Raw genomic sequence first — 19,028 nt, 5'->3', positions numbered from 1 at the left:
CCTTATATATCTCTACAATGGCAAAAACGGCTTGAATACTCAAGCCGAAATTCACCTTATGCTTCTGTTGTTGTCTCTACAGGTGTTATGTCCTGTAAAGCAATACCATCTAATAATTGTAGTTGCGCTGTCAAAATTGATTCTACTTTTGCACGGAATACGGCCATTTCATTGGCAATGGTAGCATATTTAGCTTCTGCTTCTCGCAACGCACGATTGGCATCTTCTAAGATTAATTTACGTTGTTGCTCTGCATTTTGTAGAATTAAATCAGCTTCTTTGCGAGCTGCCTCTTTTACGTTTTCACCAGTTTCTTGAGCTAGTACCAATGTATTGCGCATAGTTTCTTCCGTTGATTCATATTGGCTCAAACGTTTTTCCATTTGCTCTACTTTATCAGTCATTTCACGATTTTCGCGATACAAGATTTCATAGGCTTGTACCACTTCATTCAAGAACTCGTTCACTTCATCGCAGTCAAAGCCACGAATACTTTTTCCAAACTCTTTATTATGAATATCCATTGGTGTTAACATAGGATCAGCCTCCTTACATAAATCGTTTTAGATGTACTCCAATACGTCCTTTTTTAGACGTACCTGTAATACTTTCTATTTGCATACGACCTCTGCCACGAAGAGAGATAACATCCCCTTCTTTTACTTCTTGCGCTGGTCCTTTGGCAGGTTGCCAATTCACCTGTACTAATCCCGCTTTGATGGCTTCTACTACTTTTGTACGAGATGTACTAAATCCAGAAGAAGCTATGGAATCCAAACGCATGGAAGCTACAGTAGTTCGTACTTCTTTTATTTTTTCTTCTTTCGGTTGTAATTCACTCAATTCCATCCGTGATACTGTGACAGTAACCATAGCAATTTTTGTGAAATTTTGAATCACAAAATCTGCTATCGTCTCATCGACAATCACCTGAGCACCGCCACTAGTGACGATAATATCCCCAAAATGAGTGCGATCAATACCAAGCCCCATCAACGAGCCCAATACATCACGATGCGTCAACAGTCGGAATCGTGGATCCCAAGATACTTTCAATACCGCAATTTGTAAATCTACTGTTCCTTGAAAGTGAGGGTCCACAAAAGCTACGCGAAGACGTTCTGCCCCTTCGTAGCCACCACTGGAAATAGTGTCAATACCACCGAAATTCGCTTTCACTGCATCGGCAATAACAAGACCCGCCGGAGACATAAAATCTGTTACACGGTACGGTCTGCCTGCTTGTACTTGCTCTGCTAGATCAATCATACGTCTAGCTTCTTCGCCATTACCAGATGCTTCAAAATATCGAATTAACTTTTCTTTATCTTTCACGTTGTTTTCCTATTTCATTTGACCGCTCATAGCAAGCTAGGATACCTTCCATAATAGAGGACCGTAATCCTTCTTTTTCCATGGCAGCAATACCAGCTATGGTAGTCCCCCCTGGAGAAGTCACTTGGTCCCGCAGTACACTCGGATGAGCGCCTGTTTCTAAGGCAATCAAGCCAGATCCATACATGGTCTGTACCGCCGCTTGCAACGCCAATGGTCTAGTCAGTCCAATCCGAACTCCTGCATTGGCCATAGCATCTAAAATGGTATACATATAGCCTGGACCAGCCCCCGCTAACGCACCAATACGGTCTAAATCAGCTTCTGAACATACGACAGCTTCGCCTAATGCTTCAAAAATGCGCAAGGCTTGTTCCCGTTCACCTGGCGTTACCTCATCACTACTCGCAATGGCTGTAAAACCAGCTTTCACTAAGATGGGTGTATTCGGCATAGCTCGCAACCAATGCGCATGAGGCGCAAACGACTGCAAGGTATCCAATGTAATACCGGCTGCAATGGAAATACATAGCGTTCTCGGCTCAATCAGTGGGCCCACCTCTTGCATAAGAGAAGGCAATACTTGAGGTTTTACGCCAAATACGATGGTTCTATACTCATCAAAGGCAGGTATGGCATCACAATCCGTAAAGGCTGTCACACCAAATGTGCGCTCTAATTCCGCCGCTTGTTCACTGCGACGTACCAATACATCTACTTCCTCAGGACCCCAAACACCTTGTTCCAAAGTCCCTTGTAAAATAGCACCACCCATCGATCCTACGCCAATTAGCAGTATTTTTTGCATGGCTACCTCCTAATACTTAGGCTTGTGGCTCTTTCCAAGCTAATTTATCAGATATTTCTGTATACTCTTTATCTGTATAATCTACTGTTACATTCACTGGTACGCAGATGAAAATATCTTTACCAATTTTTTCTAATTTGCCATCTAAAGCAAATGTAGCGCCACTAACAAAGTCCACAATGCGTGCAGCTTCATGAGGGTCTGTATTTTCAAAATTAATCACTACTGGACGCATATCGCGCAATTGATTTGCAATGTTTTCAGAGTCTTCGAATGCTTTTGGCTCTACGATGACTACTTTCATACCACTAGAACGTTGTGCCACTGTATTATATCCTCCTGTTTTTGGTTTTACTGCAGATGCTACAGGTCCATTACCACCTGCCACTGGTGCTGTTACCACTGGCTGTTGAAATTCTTCTTCATATGTATCATCTGAATACTCTTCATATTCATATCCATCATCTTGATTACCGCCAAAAAAGTTTTTTACAGAATTCCAGCTGTCTTTCAGTGCCATCGTCATTTCCTCCATTACTTATCATAGTGGCGTTCTCCAAATATTGCGGTTCCCACACGAACAATATTTGCACCCTCTTCAATTGCTACTTCAAAATCATGGGTCATCCCCATGGATATATATTCAATCTGCCCTTCATCAAAATGAAGTTTCATGTCTTCAAATAAAGCATGAGCCACTCGAAAAATTGGGCGAGCCTCTTCTGGATCATCAAAAAATGGTGCCATACACATAAGCCCCTTTACCCGTACATTGGGTAATGTTTTGGCATATTCCCGTATGGTAGGAAACTCTTCCACATCCATGCCAGACTTGCTCTCTTCTCGTGCCACATTGACTTGCAGTAATACTTCTTGTACTAACCCTTCCCTAGCGGAAATGCGCTGAATTTCATCCAACAACTTAACACTATGAACCGAATGAATCAATGCAAACTTACCTATCACATTGCGGACTTTGTTGTTTTGCAACTGTCCAATTAAATGCCATTGTAACTCTGGCCCCTGATAGAGTTCCATTTTTTCTTTTGCTTCTTGTACACGATTCTCACCCACAGTTCTTACGCCTAACTGGGCTACCTCTTGTACCGCCTCTACAGGATGATTCTTCGTCACCGCTACTAGCGTAACAGAATCTGTTCTTCCCACTCGTGCTTTCGCCGCTTCAATGCGTTCCTGCACTTCATGTAATGCTGTTGCTATCATATATGTCAGTCCTCTTTCGTCGTTACATTCCACTCTGAAAGGTCTTCATAAAAAAAATAATACTTTATCTTTCTTATTATAAACGAAAGAATAAGAAAAGTACATAGAAAAAGCATGATTTCAAGCCTAGTTCTCTGTATTTTCTTATTCTTAGTTATCTAGTTTATGTATTTGTCAAGCATTCCATGTGTGGGTAAAAGTATATGTCCCCAATCGTGCACCGTCATCACATGTGATATCCTCGAGCGCTCTACAATGTCCTAGGGTGTCCTGTGAAAGTGACCATCCTAAAAAAAGAATCTAACACATCTGTATCCTAGGCTTGATCTCGCAGGACAGCGAACATGGCCATGCGTCCTGTACGTCCTTGATCTCGCCGGTACGAGTAACATCCATCCGTGGTCATCGTGTCTGTAGATGATACCGACACTTGCTCCAATGGTACACCCTTCTGTGTCATACAAGCGGCGATGTATCTTTTCAGATTCACATGGGGTGTCGGTGTCCTTTGACCTTGTCGTTGAATGTAACGTACCACCTGGTCCACCGGTAAAAGTCCCAAGGTATACATGTCCTGTCGAAATTGTTCAGCGATCTCTTCGCTTACCTCAAAGGAGTCCGCTCCAATGGAAGGACCGATGAAGAGATAACAGTCAGAAGACAACGTTCCATACTCGTCACACATACTATCCATTGTGCTCTCCACAATGTGAGCGATGGCTCCACGCCACCCTGCATGGACAACCGCCACTGCATGATGCACCGCATCATAGATGAGAACAGGTACACAGTCCGCCACAAGCAACAAGAGAGGAACATTCACCAAGTTTGTATGAATTGCATCGCTGTCTGGGATACTGTCATCCCAACTAAAAGCACCTCGACCAACAAGCTCTTGTGTCACTCTCGTCACACCTACACCATGCACTTGTTCACCACAAGTCAACCGATGAGAATCCACACCAAGCACCTTTGCTAAACGTTTGCGATTCTCCGCCACCGCTTCTGGAGTATCACCTACATGCAAACCCATGTTGAAACTATCAAAGCTATCTTTGCTGACACCACCATAGCGATAGGTGACTCCATGAGTAAGAGGAAAGTGCTCTAGCAGAGGACTGTATTCGTAGGTAATACTTGTGGAGTTATCTTGAGAAAATGGTGCATGATGAAGAGAGGAGGAAGTTTGGAATAGTTGCGTTTTGTTCATGTTGTGCCTCCTTTGGGTTAGTCAAATTGTTAGAATACTCTAATCTTAGTAACTTTTTCTCCATCATTAATGAATTTAATGCCATACATATAATCTGATCTCCAAATAAATACACCATAAAACCAAGCATTATCATCAAAAATACGTACTGGTCTACCATATGCCTCATACACCTTTTCTAAGGAATCGCCCACTGCAATTCCTCGATAGGTAGTAGCATCACGATTAGTAACTTCAATAACTCCCGCCCTTTCGATTTGCCCATAAATACTGCTATACGTTATACCACCATATCGTATAAATGCGCTTGGTGGTCCGCTCTGTCCATAACCACTATGAAATTCTTCTGTAGGATTGCCTAAAATTTGGCGAATTTCCTCATAGGTAGCATTAGGGTATATCCCTGCAATGCTACGCTCTTGACCCCCTAACTGATATCCAATTTTTTGACCTGATGGATAACTATTGGGATACTCAGATCGTTGTGGTAATCGAATTGTACTCGCCGAGGATCCACTCGCTCCGGTAGAGCTGCTTTGTTTCCCTGCTTCATTCCAAGATTTTTCAACCTTTTTCCACGTTTTAGACAACCAACTCGCTTCTACATGCGTTGGTGTGAAGATGGTGGCACTGAATAGTGCTAGTAAAATAGATGTGGTTAATTTTTTCATATTCTCTCTCTTTCATTGTAACTCATATACTATTTAAACATTGGATTATCTTATTACTAGTATATCATTAGTACATCTATACATTCTATCTAGGCAATTAAACTTTTCACACATTCCACGATAGGTAAATCAGCTTCTAACCAATCTACATCATATAATGTTCCTAAGCTTAACCAACGAGCTGCACTATGTTCTTGTAAATGAAAGTCTCCTAATAACTCGCATTGATAGGCATGCATAATAAGATGAAAATTAGGATAATCATACTCTACAGTTGTTAAAAAATCTCCTACTGTAATCTGTACATCTAACTCTTCTTGTATTTCACGAGATAAAGCTGCTTTATGAGCTTCTCCGGACTCAATTTTACCTCCCGGAAATTCCCAACGTCCTTGCAAATCTCCATAGCCTCTTTGTGTAGCTAATACTTGTTTATTTTTCAAAATAACTGCTGCTACTACTTCTATCATTTTCATCCCTATCTCCTTCAATGATTCACAAAATAATCATATAGATCTTCTCGTATTGGTGTTTCTAAATCATACATAATGCGAACGGCCTTTTTCGTTGTACCCGGCATTGTAAACACTTCTGTTTCACCTGTAGCATAAATATGTCCTAAATAATAAAACTCTTTTGCTCCATCTTCATCATTTTTGTTTTTCCTAATAAACAAATGCATGGTAATGCCTTCTTCTTTTGCATGTAACGCTTTTTGTACCAAATTATTGCTAAGGTCTACCCCACTTTTAGAAATAGCAATTAATTGTTGCGGAGATAATAATTTATCTTCATATCTAATAGTATCTGCAATATCTTCACCCTTATCGTAGTTGATAAATACCGGATATGTTTTGGTAGCCTCATCATATTTATAACCACCAATATTTAATGGTACGATACTAGTTTCCCACTCCATTAACTGACACACATCTTCGTAGGTATATTTTTGATACAGTGAAAAAGAGGCTTCCTCATATCGTTGACTATAGTATTTTTGATTTCGTTGAAAGCCCACTTTCACATAGTCCTCGACCATATCACGGAACCCTTCTTTCTCGAGAGCTTCACGGAATACCGATGACATTTGCAATCCATCTGCCACTTCATCACACAGTACGGCATCTTTAAATCCAGCTTTGGAGGAACCTGTTTTAAACTGGCCTATAAATAAATTAATGATATTTCTTTCCGTATGGATTGTACAAGGAATGCCTAATCTTACTAATTGATGTTTCATATACACCAATGGATTAGCTTCGCCTTTCAACAAGCCTTCCAATACATAGAGTTCATGCACTCGTTTGCCAAGCACCATATATTGGCCCATATACTCTAATATTTTAGCTTCTACCGCCGAAAACCTATGTGTGTAATCTTTTTCATAGTCAACCAAAAACTTATAATATGTTTTCGCATTGCTACTAAAGATTAGGGAAATATCGATACTACCATAGTTTTCAAAATCTATTAATTTAGGAATACGGCCTAATTTGTATTTCAAGTTTTTATAGGCTTGCCGAATATGCTTAATCTGTGTGAATTTAGCTGTGTCAATAGATTTAAAAATACGTTCTTGAGCAATCGCATCAAAATGAATCGTAGATGCACCAGGAATCACTCGCGTCCCTTCTTGCACATAATATCGCAAACTATCCTTGTTATGACTTACATCTCCGGAGAGTGCTACAGGAATCATAAAGTTATTATTAAAGTTTCCAATAAAATCAAGAACGACTACATAATCTTTACTGTTATGACGACGCAACCCCCGTCCTAATTGTTGTACAAATACGATAGGGCTCTCTGTGCCACGAACCATAACAACTTGATTGACCTCTGGAATGTCGATACCTTCATTAAAAATATCTACCGTCATAATATAATCTAATGCATCATTTGCGTCCGGCCCTGATAATCTTTGAATCGCCGCTTCCCGACTTTCTTGTGAGTCTGCGCCACTTAGACTAAGAGTTCGCATCCCTAGTTGATTAAAGGCCATTGATAGTTCTTGCGCTTCTTCAATGCTATGACAAAATACTAACCCTTTTACTCGCTCTCCAGAATATCCATAAAAATTACATTGCTCTAGAATTAATCTAGCTCTCGTCTCGTAATCCCATTCATTGGCAAAAATACTTTGAGCTTCATCACCTTCATAGGTTGTTATCCCATCAGATAATTGCCCTATCCCAAAATAATGGAATGGACACAGCAAATCTGCCTCTAATGCATGTTGTAATCGTATTTCATGAATAATATTGTAATCAAATAATTTATAAATATCGAAATCATCTGTACGCTCTGGACTAGCGGTCATAGCAAACCAAAACTTAGGTGTAAAATATTCCATAATGCGATGGTAACTTTCAGACCCCGCCCGATGAGCCTCATCGATGACGATAATATCAAAATCTGTAGGGGCAAACCGTTCATAACAATCTGGCTTTGACATCATCTGCATAGTGGCAAATAAATAGGTTTCTGAAAAGCCTTTTGCTGTACCTGACAAGACACCATACGTCACAGCATCACCGTTTACACGTTGATAGGATTCCATCGCTTGTCGAGCCACCTGTTCGCGATGCACTAAAAATAATACACGCTTTGGCTTAACTCTACTCACAGCGAATGCTGATGCATACGTTTTACCTGTACCAGTTGCAGAAATTAATAACCCTTTGTTAGCCCCGGTCTCATATAGCTCTGTAAACTTTTCAATTACATAGGACTGCATACTATTCGGCTGTAATACTTTGGGAACTTGATTGTATTCAGTTGCGTTCGCATCTGCCACTGCTGACAATTGTTGCTTAGTAGAATCATTATGCTGTTTATATAACATTCTATACGTATCAATATATTCTACATAGGTCTTTGTTTCATCTGCTACCCATAAACTTTCAAACTCCTCTAAGACAGATGTCACAAAAGATTCTTGCTTATGAGAACTATAATGCACATTCCACTCTTTATTTCTCGTCAATGCATGGAGTGTCATATTTGAACTACCCATGATAATCGTAAACTCATCTTCTAAATGGAATCCATATCCTTTTGTATGAAAGCCTACATCAGATCCTTGTGCATCAAATATGCGAAGCTCAATATTACGAAACTGACTTAACTTATCTAGTATTTTAGGATCATTAAACATCAAAAAATTTGTTGTCAAAATACGGCCTGGAATATGTTTTTCTTCCAACTCTTTTAACGTCATCAATAATGGACTTAGTCCACCGGCTGTAATGAAGGCTACGCTGATAAAAAAAGATTCGCACCGTTTTAACTCGCTCTCTATGGCAGAAATAACCTTCCGACCTTCTTCTGCATTATTCGATACAAACTCTGGCCCACTATGTTGTAATGATTTAGTAAAGTTTATCGCACTCATCTCTATCTCCTATATACATCTATATAAGATCACTCTACCAGCTCTTATGCATAAGATCAATAGAAAAATAAAAAGAACACTACACCTCCTATAACAAGCCTGAGTATTCTCATGGTTTGCTAAGAAAAGTATAGCGTTCTTTCTTATCTTATGGTGCTTGTATCAACGTAACAAGGTATCTTACCACCATTCATTGATATATGTATTTTGTCTTGGGTAGGCCCGATTTAACACTTCTAATATATCATCTGGTCCTTCTAGTGTTTCTTCAAAGGCAAGTTCCGTCGCACTCATGCGCCCCATCAGCAATAAGCTCAAGGCCCCTACGGAGAACACTAATTTCGCATTGATGTCTACGTGTTCTTTATGTTTCACCACTTGCGCTTTGCCTTCTTTATAGGACACTACATAGGTACCGTGGTTCCACTCACATAATGGGTCTTTCACACCAAATTGGATAGCACCTTCTAATGCCACCGGTACAGGAATGCTTTCCATAGCGAGTTTCACATCTACGATACGGCTCATCATGAATGGCATCGTACTGTGTCCTGTTTTTCCATTTGTGTGAAAGATATAGCCTTGGTCAATCATACCTTCGTTCCAACGTACGCTTTCACCTTGAGAGCGATGGTTGTACAAGAAGTTCAGCAATGCTTTTTGAGCACGGCGAGTGGTATACACAAACTCGCTCACCCCGATCTCAGGTTCTCCTAAGCGATAGAAGCAATAACCTTCTAATTGTCCCGAATCATTTTTTACATATCCCACTTGCACGCCTTCTGCAAAAATAGATTCCAATAGGCGAACCCATTCTTTTTCTTTTCGTACCGCATAGCCGGACAATGGTTTTGTATACGTTTCATAGACGCCTGCTAAACGTTTCCATTCACGTGGGGATCGCAACATGCCAAAGGATAGCGTTTTATCTAATTTCTTTAACAGTGGCGCTAACTCATCTAGTTTCATGGTTTGTACCCATTGATGGGCATACAAATCCCAGCCATAGCTTTGATAAAACCCTGCAGAAGATGGCATTAAAATGGTTAAGCCTTGTCCACGCTCTTTTAATTCTCCTAAGGCGGCTTTCAATAATTTTTTACCCACCCCGCTACGTCGTACAATCGGGTCTGTGGCAACCCCTACCATGTAAGACATAGGTAGGTCCACACCGCGAACACGAATGGTATTTTGTCGTAAATGAACGGTGCTCACCAAATAACTTCGATCGATGCCGACCATCGTATTGTCTGGTTCATAAGCCGTATCAAAATAGTATTTAAAAAATGGATGATCTGCTGGTTCAAAACAATAGGCCCACAAACGTTTTACTTCTTTTGTGTCTGACTCTTTGGCAATTCTAAATTTCAAAATAATCCCTCTTCCATCGCTATGGTACATAGAAAACAGTTCGTATACTTTATTCTATTATTATATAAAAAAATAAGGGCCTACTGCTAGACCCTTTATACACTTCTTTTGTGAAAGTTTGCAGACATAGAAAAAGAGCCAGCTTAGCTGACTCTTTCAAGCATGCATCCTCGAACGCATACCTCAATTATTGCATATAAGTATACTTCTTTTAATTTCTAAAACCTAGAAGCAAGGATGATATGAGTTATTTTAAATATGACAGCATTCCATTGAAAGGTGCAAGACATGATGTATGTATCTATTTATATATACAACAACACTCCATCTATAAACAATTTAGCGCCATACCCAAATAGGATCAACCCACAAATCCGATTAATCCATACCAGTTGCGAAATCTTGATGCGCTTTGACAGTTTGTGAATGATCGTCGATAACGCCCCAAACCAAGCAAAGGCAGACGCGATGTATCCCAACAAGAAATAGAGCGATGCTTCTTCTGGAATGCTGGCTTTCACAGCACCAAACATCATGGTCACATCGATAAGTGCCTGTGGATTCAGCCATGCCACCGCAAAGGCCGTGGTCACAATGTTCCAGATGGTCACATTCGTATCCACATGGGACACATTTGGTTCCGAATTAAAGACGGTATACCCCATGTAAAAGATAACCGCCCCGCCTAGCAATAAAATGATGCCTTTCAAAACTGGCCATATGTCAAAGATGGCACCAATACCATAAAAGGCTGACACGCTCAAGGTGATATCGAAAAACGCCACGATTAAAATCGTTGTAATAATACGTGACACCTTTTGCACCAATGCTGTATTAATGATAAATAGATTTTGCATTCCTATGGGCGCCAACACGGCAAAACCGATGAGCAATCCTTCCCAAAAATAGGTCATGAATGACTATCCTCACATGCTCCTTGTTTCATGCAACGAGCATCATATTTTTCAGCAAAATGATCTGGGTTGTACGACTCTTTCGCCATGCGAAGACCAGGCAAGCCCATATCTTCTTCACGGTTGATAAACTTTGTATCTGCAAATTCATGACGAATGAATTCATTATTGATAGCTTGGTACAAACCACGGATAGTTGGATTTGCTTTTTCAATATGAATGAGCGCCATATGCTCATTCAACATTTCCCCAATGGTGAAAGCTTCTACTCGTCCGAACAGTTTAATGCAACCACCTACCAGGCCCAATGCATCCCAATGATCAAACAGCAAATTGATGGCAGTTAGTTCATCTTCAATGCCCTCTTCATGGTGTGTCTCCACCCATTGTGCTGCCGCTTCACGACAAAGAGGAATCGTATTTTCATCAATTGGCATATATTCATAGTTAGAATATTGCATACGGAATTGATTCAAATGATTTTTCTTTTGGCGCAACTTTTTACCCGCTAAAGTAATCATATCTTCTGTACGGTAAATATATTCAAAGTTGTCACGGTCAGGTGTAAATTCATAGCAATCTGGGCACAGCTTTTGCATCCGTTCCATCATGATTGGGTTTACACCTTTTAACAAGAATGGAATTTGATTCTCCTTAAACCACTCTTTCGCCATTTGTAATCCATCTACAAACTTGGCATCTTTTCCTGCGAACGGTGGTAACATAAATGGAGATTCTGTCACTCCACCACCTTTAATAAATAACACGCCTTCTTCTTCTGCCCAAGTAATGCCATAAATATCTTGCCACATAAACAATGTGGTAAAACTATTATCTGACGCTTCATAATGATGCTCTCCAAAATACGCATCAATACGGGGCTTATCTTCTAAGGTAAAACGCTTGAAGTCTAAAATAGGACTCGCCTCCTAATACTCTGATTTTATGATATAACATTACTATTATATGCTATTCATCGATAAAATTCAATGCAGAAAAGCGCCATTATAGAAGTGGTCTTTCTTGCCCCCTTATTTGATACATTCTGCAAACGCAAGAAGAGCACGGTGTGCCCCGAACAAACATTATGAAATACCGTTTGTGAGGGGTATACCGTGCTCTTCCTTTATACGCAATTATGAAAGGCAAAAAAGCCGCTACTAAAACAAGCTTTCGTCTTCTTTTAACTCTTCCCCAGAGATTACCGCCACAGAGGCAATTTTATCTCCTTCGTCTAAGTTCTGTGTTTTCACACCAGAAATAGCTTTGCTTTTCTTCACGGCAATGTCGTTCACGTCAAAGCGAATGATCTTACCTTGTTCAGAAATTAGCATCATTTCATCGTTGTCATTTACGATTTCTACAGCTACGACTTCGCCAGTTTTATCGGTGATTTTAAAGTTTTTCGTCCCTTTGCCACCACGTTTTTGTACTGTGTAGGAGCTTTCTACATTGCGTTTGCCATAACCTTCTTCACTGATAGTAAAGACTTGACATTCTTCGCCAGTACCGTGGATGATGCTAGCACCGACAACTTCGTCGCCAGCGTTTAAGTTGATACCTTTCACACCACGAGCAGCACGTTTCAACAAACGTACGTCACTTTCATGGAAGCGAATAGCCATACCTTTTTTCGTACCTAACAATACATCTTGGTTGCCATAGGTCAAGCCCACAGAGATCAACTGATCCCCTTCGTCCAATGCCACTGCATTCAAGCCACCACGGCGAATGTTGCGATACTCATCGATGGATGTACGTTTCACAACACCTTGTTTTGTGACCATAAACAAGTTCACATCACTGGAGATGCGTTCTAAGTCAATCATGTTCGTCACTGTTTCCCCTACATTAAGAGGAAGTACATTGATGATAGCTGTACCACGAGAGTTACGGCTAGATGCTTCTGGCACTTCATAAGCTTTCAAGCGGTATGCACGACCTGTGGATGTGAAGAATAACAATGTATTATGAGTGCGCACATGCATGATTTGTGCTACATAATCGTCTTCTTTTGTTTTCATACCCACAACGCCTACGCCACCTTTATGTTGGTTACGGTACACATTAGCATTCATGCGTTTGATATAACCTTGACGAGTTAAGGTGATAACCATTTCTTCGTCAGCGATTAAATCTTCCACGTCGAAGTCAGATGTATCAATAGTGATTTCACTACGACGTTTATCGCCATATTTTTCTTTTATAGCAATCAGCTCTTCTTTGATGATCTCACGTTGACGTTCATCGGAAGCTAGGATGGCTTTTAAGTCCGCAATCAACACCAATAAGGCTGCATGTTCTTCTTCGATTTTTTCACGTTCCAAACCTGTTAAACGAGCTAAGCGCATATCTAAGATAGCGTTCGCTTGAATTTCTGTAAGGTTAAACTTTTCAATCAAAGCGGTACGAGCAATATCTGTAGTTTGAGAACTGCGGATCGTATGGATTACTTCATCAATATGATCTAAAGCAATCAACAAACCTTCCAATACATGCGCACGTGCTTCTGCTTTCGCTAAATCGAACTCTGTACGGCGTACGATGACTTCTTGACGGTGCGTTAAGTAGTGACCTAACACTTCTTTCAAAGTCAATACTTTTGGATGGCCTTTCACCAATGCCAACATAATCACACCGAATGTATCTTGTAATTGTGTGTGTTTATATAGTTTGTTCAACACAATATCTGGTTGCACGTCCGCACGCAATTCGATAACGATGCGAAGACCACGGCGGTCACTTTCATCACGAAGGGCCGTAATGCCGTCCACCACTTTATCACGGCTTAAATCTGCAATGGTTGCAATCAAGCGCGCTTTGTTTACTTGGTACGGAATTTCTGTAACCACGATGCGATGTTTCCCTTTCGTCATAGCCTCAATGTGCGCTTTCGCACGCATTTTAATGCTACCACGACCTGTGGCATAGGCCTTTTTAATACCATCACGACCAAGGATAGAAGCCCCTGTTGGGAAGTCTGGACCTTTGATAGCCGTCATCAATTGATTCACATCTACCTCTGGATCGTCGATAAGCATTACAAGACCATCTACCACTTCTCCTAGATTGTGGGGCGGAATATTTGTGGCCATCCCAACGGCAATACCAGCGGAACCATTGATCAACAAGTTCGGAATCTTAGCAGGAAGTACAGTTGGTTCTTCCAAGGATTCGTCATAGTTCGGCATGAAGTCCACTGTTTTTTTCTCAATATCTGCGAGCATTTCTGTCGCAATACGAGACATACGAACTTCTGTATACCGCATAGCCGCTGCAGAGTCGCCGTCAATAGAACCGAAGTTACCATGACCATCCACGAGTGGATATCTTGTATTAAAATCTTGGGCTAAACGCACCGTTGCGTCATACACAGAACTATCACCATGTGGATGGTATTTACCAAGTACGTCGCCGACGATACGAGCCGATTTTTTGTACGGTTTCGACGGCGTCATGCCTGTTTCATGCATCGCATATAGAATACGACGGTGTACAGGTTTTAAACCATCACGTACATCTGGAAGGGCGCGCATAACGATAACGCTCATGGCGTAATCGATATAGGAGCTGCGCATTTCTTTATCGATTTGGACCGGCACAATCTTGCCGTGACTCCAAGCCTTTTCCTCCATTGTATCACCTCATTTTACAATACTGATTATATAACTAATTTATTATACCATTTTATGCACTATTTTTCTATCTTTTTACACAAAAGTTTCAATACACTCAAATATAAACACTTATGAACGTATATATTGTATAAATATTCTTATGGTTTTATTTGTGAATGTCTAACATAGCCTCATTTAATCGATTCATACGGAACTGCTCCACCACATCGATCATAAAGCGTTCATTATGGATAGGATTCACATCCATCTTGAATAGGTGGGACTCACAATGACAATCACTGCAGCCAAATCCTTTTACCTCATCTGTGCTAATGGCTTTCATAGCCTTTGCTAATTCACATTCTAAATCACTGGAGCTACGAATCGGTAAGGCTGCCACAACAGTGCTGACACTACGTAAATAGTCCAAGTGCCAATGTTTCTTTTTCCGCTTCCGCTTATGTCGTTCAATGCGCTTTTCTAAATTTGCCTTCGCTGAGCCTACATACACATAATAGCCTGGTTCAAAGTGCATGTTGCCCTTACTACCGATGGTTAAGTCCACCGGCTCTTCTACCTGCAACACCATGAGGTAATCTCCACGGTCCTCCGCTTCTCGGCGCACCGCTTCATCATTATACAAGCATTCTCGCACCACCCTCGGTCTATTGAAATCTGAGGTCCACTGTAACGCCATCGCTTTCCAGTCTAACTGCGGCGCTACCTCAATAAATGTTTTGGTAAATTCCAAATCTGTGTGAAAGTCCGGGGAAAACCACAGAGCTCGTTCCCACTGCACTAAGAATAGAATCCCTGTGCGGTATCCTTCTTGTTGTAACTCTTGTAAGTGTAGTAAATGTTTTCGCCCTCGCTCCGTCACCGCATCAGGGAACATGGCCCCTTGATCACCAAATAAGGTACAAGACTTCACTTCTAGTAAAAAGCGTTCTTCCTTATCATTGGTAAGGAGTAAATCAAATCGACTATGACCCACAGTGTACTCCCGACGTACCACACGCCACTCTTCCCAACTAGGGATGAGTCGTTCTCCAATCATGTACTCCGCCATGTCATTACAATAATTGGTATCCAACATGATAGGCACACCATCACGTTCAATACCGATGACACGATATTGTGTTTTCGCCCCCTCTTTGGGATGATATACCACATACATCTTCACCCCTCCGAAGAGAAGTTCCCACATACGTCCTGGGTTCGGCAAGTGAGCTGCAATCATCTGTCCATCTAATTCTAAATGGACCACAAATCGGTTCGGTCGCTCTACAAAGGTAGCGACCTGTACATTTTCATATAAAACTTTCATACTAATTCCTATCTTTAACGTTCTATCCATTCATATATAATAGTAAGTCATCTGTACTACTTCTATATATTTTTATATTCTCGATTTATATATTATATATATCAAAATTAATTTATTATAAAATTTATCTTCAATACTAACAAACAAGTTCTAGGTTCATAGTATACGCCGCACATATCATACATACCACGCATGCTACACGCCCTATATACATACCAAACTTTTCCACACGGATACTCTTATAGACTATTACCATGATCCACTCCTATATAACCATCATAATATATACACCGTTCTGTGGATAACCATGTGGGTATCCTGTGTCTAGTCTGTGTGTAAGTTCTAAGTTATTCACTAGTTATCACACAGTATGTGTATAACTATGTGATTATATTGTGTATACTCTGTGTGTAATCCAATGACACCTTAAATATGCTTTTATTTTAGTCTTAACTTAATCACTTTTTGTGGATAATTCTGTGTGTAACTCTAAATTTCCAGTGTATAAGCCGTGTATAGTTTGTGAATAAAATTCGTTGCCTCAGCTACATACAAGAACCACTTCTTATAGTATACTAAGAGCATAGGCTTTCGCCTAGTCATATATAATAATTAAGTACTTTGACATACATAAGAATTATCAACATTTACTCGATATTAAGGAGATACACATGGCACAAGTGGCAGGCAATTTACAACGTATCCGCAATGGGAAACGCACCTATGCGATTACCCCTCGGATTCCCGGTGGTTTCGTACAACCACAAATGTTACAAAAATTTATCGATGTGGCAAACACATTCCATGCAACTTTAAAAATTACAGGTGCACAACGCATCATGATTACAAATCTAAATGCAGAAGATGTAGACAAAGCATGGGCTATGCTCGGCATGGAACCAGCACATACTGTATCCAATCGTGTTCGTTCTGTGAAAGTCTGCCCTGGCACGACATTCTGTAAACGAGCGAAACAAGACAGCGTACACTTAGGCATGCAATTAGAACGGAAATACATTTCTAAAGAAATGCCATCTAAAATGAAAATTGGTGTATCTGGCTGTCCTAACTCTTGCTCCGAAGCGATTACAAAAGATATCGGCGTTATCGGTAATGACCAAGGTTGGCAAATCTATGCAGGTGGTAGCGCTGGTGCTCATCCACGCTTGGGTGACTTAATCACAGAAGTAGCTACTGAAGAGGAAGTACTCACTATCATCGATCGCATGATTGCATACTACAAAGAAAATGCCCAAATCGAGCGTATCGGTCAATTCATTGACCGCATCGGTCTCGATGCATTCCGGGCTGCTATATTAGACACTGTTGATTCCCCAACAACTACTGCCAAAGCATCTGCGGAACCAGTGGTCAAATTACCAGGTCAAGGTAATGCAGGTCTTGCAGAGGCTACTGCAACTGCTAACGACAAAGGGGCGACTCCTCTTTCACCAGGACAACTGATTACAAAAGATACCATCGTTCGTCATGTGGTGGAAGTATACCCTGAATTAATCCCAATTTTACAATCCATGGGGATGGGATGCCTTGGCTGTCCTTCTTCCACTGGTGAACCTTTATGGCAAGCTGCAAATATCCACGGTATGGACATCGATGAATTAGTAACAAAACTTAATGCAGGTCGTAATGTATCTGAAATTGCTATTACAAAAGATTCCATCATTCGTGATATTATAGATATGTATCCACAAACGGTACCTGTGTTACAATCTATCGGTATGGGTTGTTTAGGCTGTCCATCCTCCACAGGAGAACCTATCTGGCAAGCTGCCAACATTCACGGTATTGATGTGGACGAACTCGTTTCCAAATTAGAAGTCGCACGAAAAGGAGCTTAACATGTCAGCAGTATTGGGACACATTCACTTTTGGTTATACAAAAAAATTCAGCTTATCGCTGAACGTGAACAAATTATTAAAAAAGAGGCACAAACTCGCCTCGACGATTTAGCCGATGAGTTATATGCAACAGCGATCGATTTGTATGGAAAACCAATTCCTCCCGATCGTCAGTTGGACCGTATCATCGACCATAATAACATCCACGGTTGGTTACACAACCAATTACAAACCTCTTCCGTTCGCGAAGCTACTTTCATTAAAGATTTAACTGATTGTGGCGGCGATGATGGTATTGATGCTGTATTAGAAGCTTTCATCAAACAAGGTGCAATGTGCGGTACAGAAGCAAAAGAAAAACTTACTGCTCAAACAGCACCTGCTATCTACACAGTGATGCAAGACTATTATGTAAATGGTATGCCTTGTGATCCAAGCGATACTGTCATCGAGCAAACCGATACTACCTTTAGTTGGTACGGAAATCATCAAAATCAAATTTCTTATTGGAAAACAGCGGGCGTGAATCCAATTATCATGGCTGCTGCTTTCCAAGCATGGTTCAGCGCCTTTGTAAGTCATGTAGCACCGGACTTTGCATTCAATGTAAATCTTGATGGTGATATTCCTGTATATACAATTGCAAAAAGCTAAGTAGCTAAACCCTTTTTATATTGTTAAAACAGCAGTAACGCTGTTGGTATTGACTTTCACCCCTGTGAAAGTCCCCAGAATAGGAGGTTCTACTATGGCAGGAACTGTAAAACAAGAACTAGGTTTAATTTTTGATGGCCCGAACTACAAAATTGTGAAAAAAGGCGGCGTCGCTGGTGACAAAGTGGAAAAACACAATCACCCAGAAGCTAACGTCATCTTCACTGTGGTAAAAGGTAAAGTGAACGTATTCCTTAACGAAACAGAATCCTATATCTTAACACCAGGCGAAGTATTACACTTCGACGGCAACAACTACATCCAAGCTACATTGGTAGAAGATAGCGAGTTCGTTGTAAACCTAATTCATAAGTAATCCAGTTATAAAAGGTGTGAATCCATGTTAGTTATCAAGCATTGGGTTCACACCTTTTTTGCGCCTATGTACCATATTATACGGCTCTATGTCAAATTTTGGGGACAGCAATTAATCTGTTCAGTTTCTTTCATATAAGAGCTATATAAAAATATAAATATAATGAAATACTAAGAAACATAAGTGAAATACAATGGATGTAGCTAATTTTAGGTACCACAAAGTAGCCCCACTTATGTTTCTTTTTTGTGGGGAGACTACTTTCAT

General features: G+C 40.6%; 17 protein-coding genes. 3 read left to right on the top strand and 14 right to left on the bottom strand.

What is annotated here, in order from left to right:
* Nucleotides 1-56: 56 nt before the first annotated feature.
* The 14 genes from EO118_RS07095 to sfsA form a co-directional block, all read right to left on the bottom strand.
* Entirely contained in the window at nt 57-536 is a 480-nt protein-coding gene (locus tag EO118_RS07095; protein WP_127069285.1) for a DivIVA domain-containing protein, read from the bottom strand.
* 13 nt (nt 537-549) lie between these two features.
* On the bottom strand, nt 550-1,335 hold the full coding sequence (locus EO118_RS07090; RefSeq protein WP_127069284.1) for an RNA-binding protein: 786 nt from the start codon (nt 1,333-1,335) through the stop codon (nt 550-552).
* Nucleotides 1,325-2,143, bottom strand: a complete 819-nt coding sequence (gene proC, locus EO118_RS07085; protein WP_127069283.1) for a pyrroline-5-carboxylate reductase — start codon at nt 2,141-2,143, stop codon at nt 1,325-1,327. The genes EO118_RS07090 and proC overlap by 11 nt, the downstream gene beginning before the upstream one ends.
* A 16-nt stretch (nt 2,144-2,159) precedes the next feature.
* A complete protein-coding gene (locus EO118_RS07080) occupies nt 2,160-2,663 on the bottom strand; it encodes a cell division protein SepF (RefSeq protein WP_127069282.1) in 504 nt (167 codons plus the stop codon).
* A 14-nt stretch (nt 2,664-2,677) separates the two neighbouring features.
* Nucleotides 2,678-3,367 (bottom strand): YggS family pyridoxal phosphate-dependent enzyme, encoded by a 690-nt coding sequence (locus EO118_RS07075; protein WP_127069281.1) that lies wholly within the window; start codon nt 3,365-3,367, stop codon nt 2,678-2,680.
* Nucleotides 3,368-3,683: 316 nt separating this feature from the next.
* Nucleotides 3,684-4,577 (bottom strand): peptidoglycan editing factor PgeF, encoded by an 894-nt coding sequence (gene pgeF, locus EO118_RS07070; RefSeq protein ID WP_127069280.1) that lies wholly within the window; start codon nt 4,575-4,577, stop codon nt 3,684-3,686.
* 29 nt (nt 4,578-4,606) lie between these two features.
* Entirely contained in the window at nt 4,607-5,248 is a 642-nt protein-coding gene (locus EO118_RS07065; RefSeq protein ID WP_127069279.1) for a hypothetical protein, read from the bottom strand.
* An 89-nt stretch (nt 5,249-5,337) separates the two neighbouring features.
* A complete protein-coding gene (locus EO118_RS07060; protein WP_127069278.1) occupies nt 5,338-5,724 on the bottom strand; it encodes a (deoxy)nucleoside triphosphate pyrophosphohydrolase in 387 nt (128 codons plus the stop codon).
* An 11-nt stretch (nt 5,725-5,735) separates the two neighbouring features.
* Nucleotides 5,736-8,642: a DUF3427 domain-containing protein gene (locus EO118_RS07055; RefSeq protein WP_127069277.1), complete on the bottom strand. Its 2,907-nt coding sequence runs from the start codon at nt 8,640-8,642 to the stop codon at nt 5,736-5,738.
* Between the two features lie 180 nt (nt 8,643-8,822).
* Nucleotides 8,823-10,013 carry an enhanced intracellular survival protein Eis gene (gene eis, locus EO118_RS07050; RefSeq protein ID WP_127069276.1) on the bottom strand — a complete coding sequence of 397 codons (1,191 nt, stop codon included), beginning with the start codon at nt 10,011-10,013 and terminating at the stop codon, nt 8,823-8,825.
* A 305-nt stretch (nt 10,014-10,318) separates the two neighbouring features.
* Nucleotides 10,319-10,927, bottom strand: a complete 609-nt coding sequence (locus EO118_RS07045) for a LysE/ArgO family amino acid transporter (RefSeq protein ID WP_127069275.1) — start codon at nt 10,925-10,927, stop codon at nt 10,319-10,321.
* Nucleotides 10,924-11,844: a DUF2156 domain-containing protein gene (locus tag EO118_RS07040; RefSeq protein WP_127069274.1), complete on the bottom strand. Its 921-nt coding sequence runs from the start codon at nt 11,842-11,844 to the stop codon at nt 10,924-10,926. The genes EO118_RS07045 and EO118_RS07040 overlap by 4 nt, the downstream gene beginning before the upstream one ends.
* Nucleotides 11,845-12,087: 243 nt before the next feature.
* The gene (gene gyrA, locus EO118_RS07035) at nt 12,088-14,562 is read right to left on the bottom strand and encodes a DNA gyrase subunit A (protein ID WP_127069273.1); all 2,475 of its coding nucleotides are present in this window, start codon (nt 14,560-14,562) and stop codon (nt 12,088-12,090) included.
* A 148-nt stretch (nt 14,563-14,710) separates the two neighbouring features.
* A complete protein-coding gene (gene sfsA / locus EO118_RS07030; RefSeq protein ID WP_127069272.1) occupies nt 14,711-15,871 on the bottom strand; it encodes a DNA/RNA nuclease SfsA in 1,161 nt (386 codons plus the stop codon).
* A 671-nt stretch (nt 15,872-16,542) separates the two neighbouring features.
* Here sfsA and EO118_RS07025 point away from each other — a divergent pair.
* The 3 genes from EO118_RS07025 (at nt 16,543) to EO118_RS07015 (ending at nt 18,761) form a co-directional block, all read left to right on the top strand.
* Nucleotides 16,543-17,730 (top strand): DUF1858 domain-containing protein, encoded by a 1,188-nt coding sequence (locus EO118_RS07025; RefSeq protein WP_127069271.1) that lies wholly within the window; start codon nt 16,543-16,545, stop codon nt 17,728-17,730.
* Nucleotide 17,731: 1 nt separating this feature from the next.
* Nucleotides 17,732-18,385, top strand: coding sequence for a hypothetical protein (locus EO118_RS07020; protein ID WP_127069270.1), 654 nt, complete (start codon nt 17,732-17,734; stop codon nt 18,383-18,385).
* Between the two features lie 94 nt (nt 18,386-18,479).
* The gene (locus EO118_RS07015) at nt 18,480-18,761 is read left to right on the top strand and encodes a cupin domain-containing protein (protein ID WP_127069269.1); all 282 of its coding nucleotides are present in this window, start codon (nt 18,480-18,482) and stop codon (nt 18,759-18,761) included.
* The last annotated feature ends 267 nt before the right edge of the window (nt 18,762-19,028 follow it).

Source organism: Veillonella sp. 3891 (assembly GCF_003992315.1).
Lineage (GTDB): Bacteria > Bacillota > Negativicutes > Veillonellales > Veillonellaceae > F0422.
This window is presented reverse-complemented; position numbering and strand designations above follow the sequence as displayed.

What these genes read in the sequence shown, in the direction of transcription:
- EO118_RS07045 (WP_127069275.1), bottom strand. Translation starts at nt 10,927, where the DNA reads ATGACCTATTTTTGGGAAGGATTGCTCATCGGTTTTGCCGTGTTGGCG.
- EO118_RS07075 (WP_127069281.1), bottom strand. Translation starts at nt 3,367, where the DNA reads ATGATAGCAACAGCATTACATGAAGTGCAGGAACGCATTGAAGCGGCG.
- EO118_RS07060 (WP_127069278.1), bottom strand. Translation starts at nt 5,724, where the DNA reads ATGAAAATGATAGAAGTAGTAGCAGCAGTTATTTTGAAAAATAAACAA.
- EO118_RS07065 (WP_127069279.1), bottom strand. Translation starts at nt 5,248, where the DNA reads ATGAAAAAATTAACCACATCTATTTTACTAGCACTATTCAGTGCCACC.
- EO118_RS07015 (WP_127069269.1), top strand. Translation starts at nt 18,480, where the DNA reads ATGGCAGGAACTGTAAAACAAGAACTAGGTTTAATTTTTGATGGCCCG.
- EO118_RS07055 (WP_127069277.1), bottom strand. Translation starts at nt 8,642, where the DNA reads ATGAGTGCGATAAACTTTACTAAATCATTACAACATAGTGGGCCAGAG.
- EO118_RS07020 (WP_127069270.1), top strand. Translation starts at nt 17,732, where the DNA reads ATGTCAGCAGTATTGGGACACATTCACTTTTGGTTATACAAAAAAATT.
- EO118_RS07095 (WP_127069285.1), bottom strand. Translation starts at nt 536, where the DNA reads ATGTTAACACCAATGGATATTCATAATAAAGAGTTTGGAAAAAGTATT.
- EO118_RS07025 (WP_127069271.1), top strand. Translation starts at nt 16,543, where the DNA reads ATGGCACAAGTGGCAGGCAATTTACAACGTATCCGCAATGGGAAACGC.
- gyrA (WP_127069273.1), bottom strand. Translation starts at nt 14,562, where the DNA reads ATGGAGGAAAAGGCTTGGAGTCACGGCAAGATTGTGCCGGTCCAAATC.
- proC (WP_127069283.1), bottom strand. Translation starts at nt 2,143, where the DNA reads ATGCAAAAAATACTGCTAATTGGCGTAGGATCGATGGGTGGTGCTATT.
- pgeF (WP_127069280.1), bottom strand. Translation starts at nt 4,577, where the DNA reads ATGAACAAAACGCAACTATTCCAAACTTCCTCCTCTCTTCATCATGCA.
- sfsA (WP_127069272.1), bottom strand. Translation starts at nt 15,871, where the DNA reads ATGAAAGTTTTATATGAAAATGTACAGGTCGCTACCTTTGTAGAGCGA.
- EO118_RS07080 (WP_127069282.1), bottom strand. Translation starts at nt 2,663, where the DNA reads ATGGCACTGAAAGACAGCTGGAATTCTGTAAAAAACTTTTTTGGCGGT.